The 15,221-nt window shown below is 51.7% G+C and carries 14 protein-coding genes and 1 pseudogene; 3 read left to right on the forward strand and 12 right to left on the reverse strand.

The window, feature by feature from the left end; all coding sequences use genetic code 11:
- Positions 1–23 precede the first annotated feature (23 nt).
- Both glnP and glnQ read left to right on the forward strand, forming a co-directional pair.
- The gene (gene glnP, locus H0247_RS03995; protein WP_015839847.1) at positions 24–683 is read left to right on the forward strand and encodes a glutamine ABC transporter permease GlnP; all 660 of its coding nucleotides are present in this window, start codon (positions 24–26) and stop codon (positions 681–683) included.
- A complete protein-coding gene (glnQ, locus tag H0247_RS04000) occupies positions 680–1,402 on the forward strand; it encodes a glutamine ABC transporter ATP-binding protein GlnQ (RefSeq protein WP_039351001.1) in 723 nt (240 codons plus the stop codon). Before glnP ends, glnQ begins: the two co-directional genes overlap by 4 nt.
- Positions 1,403–1,453: 51 nt before the next feature.
- Here the strand turns inward: glnQ and H0247_RS04005 are convergent, their stop codons facing one another.
- Positions 1,454–3,322, reverse strand: coding sequence for a M3 family metallopeptidase (locus H0247_RS04005; RefSeq protein WP_180741339.1), 1,869 nt, complete (start codon positions 3,320–3,322; stop codon positions 1,454–1,456).
- A gap of 85 nt (positions 3,323–3,407) precedes the next feature.
- On the reverse strand, positions 3,408–4,376 hold the full coding sequence (ybiB, locus tag H0247_RS04010; RefSeq protein WP_180741340.1) for a DNA-binding protein YbiB: 969 nt from the start codon (positions 4,374–4,376) through the stop codon (positions 3,408–3,410).
- 267 nt (positions 4,377–4,643) lie between these two features.
- Here ybiB and H0247_RS04015 point away from each other — a divergent pair.
- Positions 4,644–4,739: pseudogene (locus H0247_RS04015) on the forward strand (tail fiber assembly protein); the annotation flags it as partial.
- 35 nt (positions 4,740–4,774) lie between these two features.
- On the opposite strand, the gene H0247_RS04020 reads toward H0247_RS04015, so the two are convergent.
- From H0247_RS04020 to H0247_RS04065, 10 genes are read right to left on the reverse strand one after another with little or no spacing between them, the layout of a single operon-like run.
- Positions 4,775–4,930 carry a hypothetical protein gene (locus tag H0247_RS04020; RefSeq protein ID WP_180741341.1) on the reverse strand — a complete coding sequence of 52 codons (156 nt, stop codon included), beginning with the start codon at positions 4,928–4,930 and terminating at the stop codon, positions 4,775–4,777.
- Positions 4,930–7,608, reverse strand: coding sequence for a pyocin knob domain-containing protein (locus H0247_RS19770; protein WP_255433865.1), 2,679 nt, complete (start codon positions 7,606–7,608; stop codon positions 4,930–4,932). The genes H0247_RS04020 and H0247_RS19770 overlap by 1 nt, the downstream gene beginning before the upstream one ends.
- 2 nt (positions 7,609–7,610) lie before the next feature.
- Positions 7,611–8,192, reverse strand: coding sequence for a phage tail protein (locus tag H0247_RS04030; RefSeq protein ID WP_180741342.1), 582 nt, complete (start codon positions 8,190–8,192; stop codon positions 7,611–7,613).
- Positions 8,185–9,288, reverse strand: a complete 1,104-nt coding sequence (locus H0247_RS04035; RefSeq protein WP_180741343.1) for a baseplate J/gp47 family protein — start codon at positions 9,286–9,288, stop codon at positions 8,185–8,187. The genes H0247_RS04030 and H0247_RS04035 overlap by 8 nt, the downstream gene beginning before the upstream one ends.
- Complete coding sequence (locus H0247_RS04040; protein WP_180741344.1) at positions 9,279–9,626, reverse strand: GPW/gp25 family protein; 348 nt, start codon at positions 9,624–9,626, stop codon at positions 9,279–9,281. The genes H0247_RS04035 and H0247_RS04040 overlap by 10 nt, the downstream gene beginning before the upstream one ends.
- Before the next feature lie 59 nt (positions 9,627–9,685).
- A complete protein-coding gene (locus H0247_RS04045; RefSeq protein WP_180741345.1) occupies positions 9,686–10,267 on the reverse strand; it encodes a phage baseplate assembly protein V in 582 nt (193 codons plus the stop codon).
- The gene (locus H0247_RS04050) at positions 10,264–11,424 is read right to left on the reverse strand and encodes a phage late control D family protein (RefSeq protein ID WP_180741346.1); all 1,161 of its coding nucleotides are present in this window, start codon (positions 11,422–11,424) and stop codon (positions 10,264–10,266) included. Before H0247_RS04050 ends, H0247_RS04045 begins: the two co-directional genes overlap by 4 nt.
- Positions 11,412–11,624 carry a tail protein X gene (locus tag H0247_RS04055; RefSeq protein WP_180741347.1) on the reverse strand — a complete coding sequence of 71 codons (213 nt, stop codon included), beginning with the start codon at positions 11,622–11,624 and terminating at the stop codon, positions 11,412–11,414. Before H0247_RS04055 ends, H0247_RS04050 begins: the two co-directional genes overlap by 13 nt.
- Entirely contained in the window at positions 11,614–12,543 is a 930-nt protein-coding gene (locus H0247_RS04060; protein ID WP_180741348.1) for a phage tail protein, read from the reverse strand. Before H0247_RS04060 ends, H0247_RS04055 begins: the two co-directional genes overlap by 11 nt.
- Positions 12,543–15,056: a phage tail tape measure protein gene (locus tag H0247_RS04065; RefSeq protein WP_180741456.1), complete on the reverse strand. Its 2,514-nt coding sequence runs from the start codon at positions 15,054–15,056 to the stop codon at positions 12,543–12,545. The genes H0247_RS04060 and H0247_RS04065 overlap by 1 nt, the downstream gene beginning before the upstream one ends.
- Between the last annotated feature and the right edge of the window lie 165 nt (positions 15,057–15,221).

The following is a 15,221-nucleotide window of genomic DNA, read 5'->3' on the forward strand; positions in this document are numbered from 1 at the left end:
CCGATTTAATCTGGAGATATTCCATGCAGTTTGACTGGAGTGCCATTTGGCCTTCTCTGCCCCTCCTGATGGAAGGGGCAAAAATGACGTTGTTGATTTCTGTTCTGGGTCTGCTTGGCGGCCTGGTAATTGGCGTGGTCGCGGGTTTTGCCCGCGCCTACGGCGGCTGGTTTTCCAGCCGCATTTCGCTCGTTTTCATTGAAATTATTCGCGGTACCCCGATTGTTGTGCAGGTGATGTTTATTTACTTCGCCCTGCCGATGATTTTCACGTCCGTGCGGATTGACCCTTTTGCCGCCGCCGTGGTGACCATCATGATTAACTCCGGTGCTTACATCGCGGAAATTACGCGTGGTTCGGTGTTGTCAATTCACAACGGCTTTCGCGAAGCGGGTCTGGCGCTTGGGCTGTCTCGTCGTGCGACGCTGCGCCATGTGATTGCTCCGCTTGCTCTGCGCCGCATGCTGCCGCCGCTGGGTAACCAGTGGATTATCAGCATCAAAGATACCTCGCTATTTATTGTTATCGGCGTGGCTGAATTGACACGTTCTGGGCAAGAAATCATCGCGGGTAACTTCCGTGCGCTGGAAATCTGGACTGCGGTTGCCATTATTTACCTGTGCATCACGCTGATCCTCAGCTTTATTCTGCGTCGTCTGGAAAGAAGACTTAAGATTATATGATTGAATTTAAAAACGTATCCAAACACTTTGGCAAGACACAGGTCTTACACAATATCGATCTCACTATCGGCCAGGGTGAAGTGGTGGTCATTATCGGGCCTTCCGGTTCGGGCAAATCTACCCTTCTGCGCTGCATCAATAAGCTGGAAGAAATTACCAGCGGCGAATTGATTGTTGACGGCCTTAAAGTGAACGATCCTCGCGTTGACGAGCGTTTAATCCGTCAGGAAGCCGGGATGGTATTCCAGCAGTTTTATCTGTTCCCGCATCTTACCGCGTTGGAAAACGTCGCATTCGGCCCTATTCGGGTACGCGGCGCGAATAAAGCTGATGCTGAGAAACTAGCGCTGGAATTGCTGGCGAAAGTGGGTCTGTCAGAACGCGCGCATCACTACCCTTCCGAGCTTTCAGGCGGTCAACAGCAGCGTGTCGCTATCGCCCGCGCGTTAGCAGTTAAACCGAAGCTGATGCTGTTTGATGAGCCGACGTCAGCCCTCGACCCAGAACTGCGTCACGAAGTGCTGACCGTCATGAAAGATTTGGCCGAAGAAGGCATGACGATGGTTATCGTCACCCACGAAGTGGGCTTTGCCCATAAAGTGGCTTCACGTCTGATTTTTATTGATAAAGGTCGCATCGCCGAAGATGGCGATCCGGAAACGCTGATTACGAATCCGCCCAGCGACCGCCTGCGCGAATTCTTGCAACACGTATCTTGATCACCAAGGGGGCTTTCGCCCCCTTGTTCTTACTCGCTATGTTAGCGAACATTATGCCTCTGAGCGTGGATATTCCCGCTCAATAAACGCCGCAAAATCCTGGCACATCTTCTCATCCCCTTGCGCATTATCCGCCAGCACGCGGCTACCATCGACCACGCGAATGTGAGCTGACAGATCGAAATCCGCTGCAGGCTGAGGACGCGCAGCGGACTGCGCCATCGTGTCCTTCGCCTGTTGCCAGGCTTCATCGACCGTCAGATTACAGGCCTGCGCCAGATAAGCGGGGTTGAACCCCTCACCAGTCAGACTACGCAGCGTATCATCATGGCTGACGCTATTACCCGGTTGCCAATAGTGCTGTGCCAAATCGGGGCCAATCGCCGGGTTATCCGTCAGATAGCCGTCGCGTTGCAAGAAATAGCTGCGCGTCTGCTCCACCGCCATCAGCGCCAGCAGATAGCCCTGATAAGAGCACGCCGACTCCATAGACAACAAATGGGGGATCGCCAGCGTCGGACGCGGGCTACCGCTAATACCCAAAATACGCTGTTCGGTATCGCGTGCCAGTTTTGTCATGGCTTCCGGCGTACGCGCTTCGTCATCCCATGAATAGAGTTGCCACTCGAAATACGGCACCAGCAGGATGTGTCGCTCATTGAAAGCGCGCATCGGCTGCTGTGTACTGATATCCGCGCGGATCAATTCATCAGGAATCGTCTCTCCCTGCGCATTCTTGGCATAGCGTTTTAACCAGTCAGCGTCACCCAGCAGACTGTCGCAGAACATGGACTGTGTTTCCGCATACGCCATTGAGGTAGGCGGGAATTCCTGTGAAAAACAGGGCGCATTCTGCCGGATATTGGCGAAATGCGCCGCGTGTCCACCTTCATGAAACAGCGTATTAATGCCGCTGGATCCGCTGCCAATTTGATCCGGTTTTGCCAGGCTGGTGAAGTTGATCCGTGCCGGCACCCATTTTCCTTCCTGAACAAAGGGCGGTACTGGGCCGTGCATAAAGCCATTCTCGTATTTACCTTTACGCACCAGCAAATCAAGCTGCATTTCTGCACCGTTAAACCCAATGCGCAAACGTTTAAAACTGTTGATCCAACGTTCCAGCGACGCAGAGAAAGGGAAATAGGGATCGAGCTGGCGCGTTACATCACCCGCGCTGGCATAGCGAATATTCCACGGTTGCAGCGCATCTTCACCCTTTTCATGCACCAGGTTTTTCAGGCTACGGGAATTTGCTTCACGAGTCTGTTCTTCAAACGGATCGAGGATGGCAAAAAGCTGCTCCGGCGTCATCCGCTCTGTTTTGTTGACCTTATAGTCAAAATAGTTCCTGTAACCCATCTGGCGAGCAAAGCGGTTACGTAGTGAAATCAGCTCGGGGAAGCCGTTCTGCAACAGCCACTGCTCCAGATCGCGCAATGCCTGCTGAGAACTCTGACGATAGGCTTCGGTATCATTGGTCGCCTGATTAGTCAGCAGCTCCCCGAGCGAAGCGGAAACCCGTTCACCCTTCGCATCCAGATGCGTCATTTCATAGGATTTACGCTTGGCGTATAGCGCACTTTCGGCGGCAATGATCTCATCCATCAGCGCCTGAGCCTGTGGATCTTCAATCACATTACAATCGAAAAACCGATACCAGCCTTGCAAGCCGTGCAACAGCGCCTGCTGTTGTTCAGCACGCGGACGGTTTTCCAGTGTTGCGATATGGGTTCTCAGTTCAGCCAGACGCTGCGGTTGAGAAATAAAGCGCTTATACGCACTCTCTGCCGCCGAGAAACGCTCGGACACCTCATCGTTGCCCGTTCCCATATACAGTTGCCAAAACAGCTCTTCTTTCGCTTGATGAACCGTAAGATAGTCGCGATTCAAGGCATTAAAATAGTCCGCTACCTGTTGCATGCTATTCCTTCTTTCTTCCAATGACAGCCGTCTGGCTGTGTGAAGTAACGCGATAAACCGTGGTCGAATAATGCGCTCCAACCAATCAGCCAAGACGCTTCTTGATCGTGGCGACCGCTTGTTCCATTGTCGCCGCTTCGCCAGCAGCCACCAGGCAGCACGCCAGTTGCAGACGAATCGCCTGCGGTATGGCAATTTCACCCGTCAGGCACTGCACCGTCCAGCGCGCGGTAGTGACGGCATCCTTTGCAATCGGCAAGGCATTGGGTGCGACGCTGATATCCTGCCGCAGTTGCAACACGTTAGTATGTTGCTGATGAATAAAATGAATCTCCGGGCAGCGCTGCGGGTTGGCATAAACCTCCCCCTCCGTGCCATGCATCAAAAGCGCACGCCCGTTGATATCGTTAAAAAATGTTCCCACGCGGGAAACATATTCAGGGTGAGAAACGCTGGCGACGCGTAGCGCGTCGCTTTCACCAAACGGCGTCGCCACCTTGGCCAGCGTGTGGCTGCTGTTACGCACGCCCATACGCCAACGTAGCTGTAACTGGCGATCGATGGCCGGGCATAATGTCGAGACAGGGATAAATACTGGACTACCGTTATCAAGCTCCTGTTGAGCCTGTTCAGCGTTCTCTGCAATCGTCACGCCGAGGTTACGCAAAATCTCCGCGCTGGTGACGCGAGTCGGGTCCTCGCTCACGCCATGTACCAATACCGGAAAACCCAGTTTTGCCAGCAGCAGCGCTAACAGAGGGGTCAGGTTCGCCTGCTTGCGCGCTCCATTATAGCTGGGAAGCACGATGGGCATAGGAAAGCCAGCAGGCGGAGTCAGACGCAATACCTGTTCGTTCATCGCCTGATAAAAACCCAACATCTCGGCTTCTGATTCACCTTTGATGCGAAATGCAATCAACAACCCACCGAGTTCCAGATCCGGCACGTCACCGCGCAGCATCGCGCTATACAGTTCATAAGCCGTGGCCTGATCGACATCACGCGCATGATTCTTCCCGCGCCCCACTTCTTTGATAATTTTGGTGTAATCCATGTTGGCCTCTCATTTGCGGCGACACAGTAAAGAACTTATCAATGAAAATAACATGTTTGGCGGGGTTCTGGTGATTCTGGCGCAAAGGAAATTGCTATTGCGCCGCGTTTTAGCCGAGTAAGAAAGAAAAAATACCCTCCAAGCGTCTAAGTATCAATGCTGGCAGCTAGGCAGCAAAAATGCATGCCTTCGACTGCAATACAAGTATCAGGGCAGTCAAATCAATCGCACTACGTCCTGAATTTAGCAACTTAAGAAGAAAAAAATGAGCTGAAAGCGTGGAGAACTTACCGCTTACAGCTCAGTCGAGTTGATGTTAATTCGCCAGAAAATACTTTCCCTGATATACCATCAGTAAAATAGATTAAGCATGAATACGGCCATTTTATGGCCGTTTTTTACTTGTCATCTGGACTTTTATTTTCCTCAACAATATCTAACATTTCTTTCTCTGAAACTGTTATTACATCTTCAGGGTAATTTTTGGGATCTCCGCCTATGTAAAACAGCTTCTCATTTCTAGAGTAAAAAAAATTATTTTCTTCGTTAATCATTAAACAACCTCCCACAGTTCCCATTTAGAAATAGCACCTGATTGTAAATTTTGTCCGAAAGCAAAGACATCAATTAATATTGTGGAGTTTCCATAAAAGCGAGTTATAGAACGAAGTTCTGCACTTGCCCCCCAACTACAGTTATTTGGATTGCTAGTTTTAATTTCAACACCGTCTGAAGAAAGTACCACAGCATATTTTTTTAAATCATGTATCCATGATGTTGTTGCTACCCCTGTGTCAATTGTTCCAACAAAAGATTTTGTTTGAGAATTGACAAGAGGGTAACTTACCGTTCCACTTGCTACCTTATTCCATCTGGAAGCAATGTTAATATCAGCAGTACCGTCAAAAACCACGCCATTAATTTTCCTAGCTACCGCAAGCTTAGTTGCAGCTACAGCAGTGCCGTTAGCAGGTAATGCCCCAACGTCTTCAGCTGTAGGTTTGTTTTGAGTATTATATTCTTCACTCCACTCTGACCATGAAGCAGAAGACACATAATAGAAACGACGGAATAATTTATTGCTATTGTAGGGGCGATATTCCTGAGTGACGCCATTCGAGCCATTTGCTGAATTAAGATAAACAAATAAAGACCCAGCAAATGCTATTGGGTAGTGATGCTCTGGTGTTGCATAAGCATCATATACATTACAGTAAGATCCAGGTGTAAATACATTGTTTAAATCCTGAGATAATCCGCCGTGGAATGCAATTGCACCAATTTCATCTGCTGTCGGCTTATCCTGATCGCTATAAATACGCGCCCATGGCTTTTCAAAACCGTAGTCATCACGAGAACTTCGATACTTTAATCCACCGTTAGCATAATTGAAATGAAATTGGGCTGCTGATGCAGATCCTGTATTTAACCCCATATGCCAAATAAGAGAAGTATCCCCTTCATTTTGTTTAACATAAGCCCCAGAGGGGCTATTCCACCCAAGGTCATCATTTTTATAAACAACACCTGATGAACCCTGCCTGACATAATTATTGTCGGCATTTTCTTTTGTTATAGCGCCAATCGTTGATGGGGTTAGGTTCGCTGAATGATATAATTTAACGGGCTGACGCCATTCACCTGCGTATTGTTTCTGTATATAAAAATCATTAGATGGCATCGCCATGTCATTATCGAAAAGAACGAAACCATATTGATTACTATCCCCACCAACACCCGCACGATGACGCACTGAAATATATGACAGCCATTTACCATTTTCTAATGATAACGAGCCAACCTCTTGGTTTTCTGACCATCTAGCAGGAAGTTGGCTGGCTAGAATTTCGGTTGGCTCAGCATTTTTAACAGCCCCAATATCCGCAGCAGTGGGTCTATGCTGGGTATTATAATCTCGCCGCCATCCGGGAAAATAATCTTTGCCATTGAACACATATGTAAACTGTGAATTTTCATAATGGTCCGGTCGTGGTGAAGTCGACGGGGTTGTCACCCTTAATGTGTGATTACCATCGTTACCAAATACTTCAACGACAGCTCCTGTAAGATTAATATGACCACACCCAGTATCAGTAATCGTTCGATTTCTTGCGTATGTCCATGACCCTCTGCATACCCAGTATGGATGGGAAAATGCACCACGCTCACGCAACCAGTCGATCAAATTAGCCGTTGTCCACTCGCCTTCCACACCACCAATATCAATCGCAGCACTATAGGCTCGGCCCGAACCCATGTTTCTGTTAAATAACTCCCTGTCTGGAATATCCGCACCATTCTTGGATTTTTCCAACGCCCCCACAGCAAGATTAACCGTTTCACTCAAACCGAGGTTTGCGGGAGTCAATGCGATATTGGCCGTACCATCAAACGGGACGCCGTTGATGGTGCGGGGCGTCGCCAGTTTTGCCGCCGCCTGAGCGACGGCCTTCTCTGGTAATGCACCAATATCGGCCGCAGTCGGTTTATTCTTCGTATTGTAATCACGTCGCCAACCAGGAGAATAATCAACACCATTATAGACATAAGTAAATTGTGCATTCGCTGAATCACTAAGCCCAGCTGGCGTTGTTGAAGGCGTTGTGATCCTGATTGTCGTGGCGTCGTTTTGCCCCATGACCTCAACAACAGAGCCAGCCAGTGGTATCTGGCCACACTCAGTGTCAGAGATGATTTTATTGTGGGCGTATGACCACGAACCACGACACACCCAATAGGCGTGAACAAAGGCACCCTGACTTTCTAACCAGCCAATAAACTCAGCCGTTGTCCATAAACCGGCGCTTCCTCCAATAGGGATAGAAGAACTGTATGCACGCGATGAACCCAGATTGCGGTTAAATAGTTCTCTATCCTGAATATCCGCCCCGTTCTGATCCTTCGCCAGTTTCGTCGCACCAACCGATTTCACAAACGCCGTCGTTGCCACCTGCTGACTATTACTATCCGTTGCAGGCGTTGGCGCTTTCGGTATGCCGGTAAAGGTCGGATTCGCCTTCGGCGCATATTGCGTATGCGGATCGGCGGCGGCGGCGTGTGTCGCCAGATCGCTGCCCGTTTTTTCCTGCTCTTTTTTCAAATAGCGGGTACGACTGGCCAATTCTTTAGCCTGTCGGTTTGAGACGCCATCTGGTCCACCCACGACCGGATCCGACGTTTCGATTTGGTAAATGCCGTCAACCCATTGCGGGTTCTCTGACAAATTCGCCATGTTCAAGCGCTCCCATGATTGTAGTTACTGTCGTATGTCGCCGTCCGGTTGTAGCGGATAGGCACTTCCCAATATTCGATGCTGGCCAGGTGACACCGTGCCGGGGCAAACATCCCAATGGCATTGCGTAACATTCTGGCCTGATCGTTGGTAATCGGTTGTTTTAGCAGCACGCGATAAACCGCCCACGCCGCTTTGTCGCCGTGTACATAAAGGTTGTTGTAGGTGGTTTCCCCGTCGTAACTCAGGCGACCGATGTTCTCAATCAGCGTACTCTCGCCGAAGCCGAAACGGCGGATGATCTCTTTAATGCTCCACGGCGTTCCTTTGCTGCGATGCAGATCGATAGCGGCCTTGATCAACGCACGTTTGGAATCATCCGATTCCGCCAGTTCCCATCCGTCGCCAAACAGCGAGAACTGTTCAGCTAGCAAGGGCAATGCGCTGCTATCGGCAATATCGATCAGATAAACCAGTAAGGTATTCAGATCGATGTCATCGAAGCGGTCGGCTAACTCCGCCAACGAGCGAAAACGGGCATCGGCAGCCAGCGGCGGTGGCAGCAGTCGTAATGAATCAGCCATTCGACACCCCGACGACGCTGACATTGATGCCCGTGCAGTTCGCCCATTCGCTGTCATCAAGCACCATCAATGACGGTGAAACGAGTTCCACCTGATACACGCCGGGAATGGAAAGCGTGGCGATAATCTGGCTCGGAACAATATCGCGCCCCAATGTGGCGGTACGGGTTTCAACCCAGGCTTGCACGGCTTTCTCCGCCGCAGCCTGAACGACACTAGCCTGTTCACCGTTGAACAGCGTCAATTTGGCGTTGATGGCGTAATCCACCTGCGTGGGGGATTTAGCGGAAACAAAATCCGTCAGCGGGCGCACCTGTTCGTCGGAGCAAAAGCTTTCCACCAGCGAGAGCAGGCTGTTGTCCGGCAGACCAGTGCTGAGCAACGGGTACAGCACCACCTCACCCGGTTCCGGTGACATCACCGCGACATCAACAATGTTTTGGTGCGCCCGCATCGCATGGAAGCGATACGCCAGTTTCGATCCCGCGGTGCTAAACGATTCCGGCGCCAGTTGAACGCGTTCCCGCAGGCGATCGTCATCCTCTTCCGCAGACCCACCGCTGCTTTTGGTGATATTGACGACACGTAAATCGCTGTCACCAATCTCATCCAGCAGCGTACTGATCTGGGCTGGCAGCCAGTCATTGCCCACTTCGCCACTTTCGGTACAGGTCGCCATTACAGTGACGCCGCTGCCGTTCGCTCTCAGCAGCGCATCGCTGTCGGTAGTGAAAATCACGCTGTCCGATGCGCTAACGCGGGTGCCTGCTGGAATCAGCAAATCGCTGACTAACGGCGCTTCGGGGGTAAAACGCAGCTCTGCACGCGCCGGCTGCGCCGCCAAACGGGAGACGCCGACCAGTTCTGCCAGATAATCCAGCATCGGCGCACGAGCAAACGCGACCAGGTTCTGCTTGGCGGCTTCCTGGACCGCGCTACGCAATAAAGTTTCCCGGTAAGCAAAGAGGTTGATCAGCAGGCGTTCGGCCTGCGCCGGATAGAGTGTTTTCCCTGAGTCAGCTTCATATTTCGCGATCATTTCGGCAGTAATCTTCGCCGCGTCGCGTTCAATAAAATTGGGTTCTGTCAGCGCCATAACAACTCCGTGGTCTGTGTCGCGCCGTTAGCGGTTTTCCAGCTAATGTGCAGCGTCAGGTGAGCCCCATTCACAGAAGGTTTAACTGCCAGTAACTGGCAGCGAGGTTCCCATCGTTTGATCGCTTCTACCGATTCCCTGACGACATGCGGGATCGCACGATCGATCGGATAATCGAGATACAGATGTAGATTGCTACCAAAGTCAGGCCGATGTGGGTCGCTGCCGCAGGGTGTCCGCAGGATGATGTGAATCGCCTGCATGATATCTGCCGTTCCTTCGACGATTTCGCCAGAACGTTGCAGCGCCGGTTGCCAAAAAACAGATTGAGTTTTCATAGGGGGCTATTGTCGCCCCCGGTGAGAGGAAGGAATATTAAAGCGGTTTAGAGAACGTGCTAGTGCGAGTGGTGATTGGAGTTGCCGCCGGCATCCATGACGCTGCCGCTGGCGCTGATGTTGCCGGAGATACTGACATCACCACTGAGGCTGGCGCCGCCGGAACCGGACATCCCGTTCTCGTAGGTGAGCTGTCCTTGTACCAGCAGCCTACCCGTCACCGTCGTCTCTGGCGCATTGATAGTGACTTTCTGAGCGTTAACCACCACATCAGTGCCGCTGCTGATTGCAATATGCTGCACGCCGCCGTTGATCGTTAACGTATGCGTTCGGCGATCGTATTCAATGTGCGCGCCGTCAGCGAACGTTACCGCCCTTTTGTCCTTATCTGCCAGCGCTGGCACATCAACAGCGGAGTAAATCGCACCCAGAACCAGACCATCTTCGCCGTTGCCGTCCAGCAGAACTTCGACCTGTTCGCCAATATCTGGCAACCAGTAATCCTTATTGTTCTGCGTATTGCGCTGTAATACCGGTAGCCAGGCCGTTCGCAGATTGTCGCACTCAGGTAAACGGACGCGCACCATAACGCGAACCTCATCCAGCGCACTGATCGTGCCAATTCGACGAGATAAACTCATAACCCCACCTCCTTCTTACTCTTAACCGTTTGTGTTGTCTGGCTGCCATCAGGATGGTAAGTCACCAGCGTTTTTCCGCTGTCCGGCTTACGCTTGCCTGCCGTAATCGGTCCGCGCGTCACACCGATCTCGGAGGTATAACCACTACCCCGTTCCAGAACATGGCGAGCCGATTCGATCAACCACTGACCAGAAAGCTGGCCAAACGACACCAGTTCAACTTTATTCCCCGCCGCCAACTGTGGGCTGCCCATCAGCGTCATCGATCCCGTTTGCTGCTTTTCGTTATGCGCATCCAACGCGGCATCCGTTTTCATCCGCACGCCAGAGGCATCCGCCGCGCGGGCGTTAACTTTCAGCGTATCCGCACTGGTCTCGGCGCCAGCAGACTTCATTTCGCTTTTCACGCCTCCGTCAGCTTCATAAACCATCAGTTTCTTTTCACTCCCTTTCTGATATTTCGTCTTGGCGTTTTTATAGACGTGGCTGATGGTGTCGCGCAGTGAAAAACGCGCGACATCCGTTGGCTTGATTTGTCGAACAGGCGCCTGGCTGCGCAGCGTTGCCAAATGGGAAAAAATCAGTTGGTCGCTGACCACTTTCACAACATAGCCATATTCGCTGGCGAGCCGCTTTAGAAAAGCGACATCCGTTTCCGCATATTGCGTAACACGATCGATCTTGATGATTTGAATCTTGCCTACCAGCATCAACTGATGTTTTTTCGCGATGCGTGTCGCAATGGCGGCTAGCGTTGTATCTTCAAAACCGCGGTTTGACTTGGTTCGCAATGCACGGTTGACCGATGTCGCGACGCCGCGAATCATCACTTCGCTGGGCGGTGCGCTAACCTCAATCTCATCTATCGAGAACGTGCCGCAGTTAAACAGCGTTTCACCGCGATAGCCTAGCTTGAGCGATAACGTATCGCCCGTACCGGGATACCACTTATCCATCCAGCGGCCATCGGTATCGTCGAGCCTGACCTCGATCGAATCCGATTCATTCTTGATGCTGTCGGTATACGTCACGCTGGTGACATATGGCGCGATATCATTGGTAATGTCTTTCTGCTGATACCACAGGGTGAATGCGGGTTGCAGCACGTCCGACACGGCGGGCGAGAGCAAGGTGAGTTCTTCCGTTAACGCAGCCATGGTGGGGTGTCCTCCGCGTTGCTGGCTTCTGCTTGTTCAATAATCGGAATCAGCACCACCAGGCCTGATGGCAACAGCGGCACAATCGGAATATGCGGATTCGCGGCAATGATCCGCGGATAACCGAGCGGATCGCCGTAATACCGATAGGACAAGGTATCCCAGCGTTCGCCTTGTGTAGTGATATGTTCAAGGTGCATATGCTTCAACCCTCTTCACAATTTCCGCCGTCAGTTTGCTCAGCGCAGGTTCCGCGCCTTTAAACGTGTCGCTAGCTGCATCAACATGTTTACTGATGGCTTCCACCCTCTCGATGACGTTTTTACTGTCGACGCCCTGCAACAAGTCAGCAACTTGCCTGACCTGTTTCAGTACATCATTCGCCGCTTTATTCACCGCCGTAATTTCAGGCATCATCTTCTCTGCCTGAACGGCGGCATCAGAAATGGCTTCTGCCGTTTTTTTAAACGCGGGCTCCACCTCACTTAACGGCGTCAATACATTCCCGACTTGCGTTAACAGCCCAGGAACTTGCAACAGCGCCGTTTTGGGATTTTTCTTCATCCGTTTGACAATCTGCACCGTGGTTTTCGCCGCTTTAAAGGCAGACTGCGCCTTCTTGGCATACGTAACGGCCGTACGTAACGAGGTCGCAAAGTCGTTCACTTTCTCGACAGCCTTGGTGATTGCACTGACGTTAGGAACAGGCGTCTGTATCGCCGGCGGCTTGAGCGGATTCTTCGGATCACCAATGTATTCGCGCAGCGTCAGCTCAGCATTCATAGCCAATACGTTGCCCTTCGCGTCGGTATGCTGGCTTGTCGAGGTCAGTGCAGTAATCACAAACCAGCCGCGATAATCCCCATTACCGAAGACCAACGCCATCGCCTGATGCGCTCGCATCGCCTCATTCAACCGCTTCAGTTCCACATCCGGCGTGCAATATTGCTGGTGAAACACCAGGCTAATGCGAATTTCGTCCAGCTTCGCGCCGATGAATTGCAGACCAGGTTTACCTTCAATACGGCTATGTTCGGCGTAATCTGCCCCGAATGACGTATTAAAGCCGTCCCAATAGGCGGTTACTTTAAATTCAATATATCCTAATACCGCAAACATCAGGCATACCCCCTGCGCTCACGCTGAGTGAGCAGCTTGTTCAACATATTTTCCAGTTCATTCATGCTAAGCGTCAGCGTCTTCGTCATTTCAGGCGTTGGCGCGGCCTTCTGGCCGTTGAGATAAATGGTGGGTGAGAAAGCGACCTGAACACGTTCGGAAGGGACTGCGCTGACTAACTTACCTTTCGCTCCACCGACAGATGATGTCATTGCAACCCGCTGTTGCGGGGTTGCTACGGACGCCACGTCCTTTTCAACCTTAGGTGATTCAACATGCTGCATCGGCTGTAGCGACAATGCAGATAATTGAGTGGGTTGCAGAACGGGTGGAGTCATAACACTGGCAGCCACAGATTGACCGCTGGCTTCTACAGACACGTTCTTCGAGCCGATACCCAGAAAGTCTTTAACGCTATCGGGAATAAACTCATCGATCGTTTTCAGGACATTTTTTAGCTCGGGGAAATAACTGACCAGCCCCTTAACCAGGGAATCAATAATCACGCCACCGAGCTCACTGAGGCTGCCGGGAAGCTGGATCCCTAGTTCGCTAACGGTATCAGCAAAGATGGAATACAGCACACCGTAGGGTGACCAATCGAGCAGTAAAGCGGTAATACCTACTATGCCACCGGATACCGCATTACTGAGCGCTTCCAGACCCACATCGAAAGCATTACCAATTTTTGAACCGAGATCTTTGAAAAATGCAGCGATTGGATCAAAGTAGTAGTAAATCAAAGCAACTACCCCCACAATCGCGGTAATTATCCAGCCAATTGGTGTTGTCAGCAGCAAACGCCCCAGCACCAATATTGCTCGGCCTGCCATCATCAAGCCGCTGCGTAACACACCGCCAAGCATGCGCCCTAATGTTCCGGCTCCGCCAACCAACCAGTTCAGCGCCACTCCCACACCTTGTAATACGCCCGTCGTTCTTAATCCCGCATTGAACAATTGCCAGCCGCGCTGAATTTGCAAAACACCGCCCCAAACGCTCTGCAAAGGTGATAACAGCGTGGTCATCCCCAGCTTCGCCCCGCTCAATGCCATTCTGAACGCGAAGAAACCGGCAACGGCCATCACGATCCCGCGAACCAGTTCAGGGTTCGCTGCCGTCCAGGTCACCAATTGATCCAAAATAGGAATCAGTATGTCGCTCAAGGAAACCAATACCGGCGTCAGTGCTTCTCCCACATTGAGCGCAATGTTCATCACTGACGTTGTCATTCGATTCCAGCGCGCGGTTAATGTGTCATTCTGTCGGGCGAAGTCGAGCTCCAGCGTTTGTGTGGCCGCCGGGCTATTCATCCGCTGCTGGTTTGCTTGATAGCTCTGCCAGTTCTGTTTCATCGACATCGCATGATTGACCGCTTCTGGTGTGCGGAACACCTCCTGCAAGCCGTAGCGCTGCATTAAACTTTGCTGTGCGTCGACGTTGCCCGCTTTGCTGGCCCTATCCCACAGTTGCTGGAATTGGCTACCTTTGCTGTCGATGAATCGGTTACTAATCTGAACCGCTGCGTCGTACTGTGAATAGCCGCCTTTCATATAGCTTTTTAGCGATGCGTTATAATCTACGCCCGCGTTGTAGTAACTGTCGGCAATATCGGTTCGTCCCACAGCATTCATGAAACTCCCCAGTCGAGCCGCCGTGTTCGCTTCCGTATCTATGCCTTTTGTCGCACTCAGACTGGAAACTAACTGACTCAGCGCCTGATTGCCCGTCGCCCCCATCGCCGTAAATCCTGGAGCCAGCGCAGTCGCATATTGCGCCATCGACGCCATGGAAAACCCTTGCTTAGTCCCCGCCAGCATGTGGGAGAAGGATTCCTCCAGCGCTTTCGCCCCTTTCAGGTTAAACACGCCATCCAATGTGGCCGAAAGCGCGGTAAGATCGGAAAGCGCCGCGCCAGAGGTCGTTGACGTTTTCCCCAGCACCTCGGCTACATCCGTTACCTGATCCGGTGACATACCGCGATCAAGCAGCTGTCCAGCACTGCTAAGCAACGCATCCGGCGTTTGGTTCACCTGTTGAGAAGATTGACGCAGTTGCTGCCCCATCAACTTTTCCTGCTCGCTCGATATCCCATGAGCAATGCTGATGTCGCGCAACTGCGCCTCAAACGACGCATAGCGTGTGACCGACGCCACAATCGGCTTCATGACAAAACCAAACTGTTCGCGCTTAGTCTTAAAGTCACTAGCGAGTTCACTTCGACTCCTACCTGACTTTTCCTTACTCGGCGTTTCCTTACTCGACTTGTTACGCGCCAGCCGTTCCTGATTAGTTTCTAGCTCATGTTGCGACTTATTCAGTCGGGACGTTGCCTGTGCGATGCGAGATATCGCTTGCGAACTGACAGTACCAAAGCGCACCAGCGACTGATTAAACTGTCGCTGCCGCTCCTGCACCTGTTTGAGGCTGTCACTCAGTGACAGCAGGGATTTTTTTGTGTCATCCAGCGTGGCGCCAAACGCCCTGCCCAGCATGACACCGTTTAAAAGCATATCCACGGTTCACTCTCATTCAGAAAAACCCCTTGCGGGGCGGATCGGAGACGGCGGCTTGCGCCGCTCCAGCTTGGTTTCCCCATCACTAACCGGGGATAAAACGAGGAAAAGGACGAGTGATAAGCCGGAGAAGAAGACAGGTGGTGAAGGAGGAAAACGGCC

Source organism: Pectobacterium sp. CFBP8739, assembly GCF_013449375.1.
GTDB lineage: Bacteria > Pseudomonadota > Gammaproteobacteria > Enterobacterales > Enterobacteriaceae > Pectobacterium.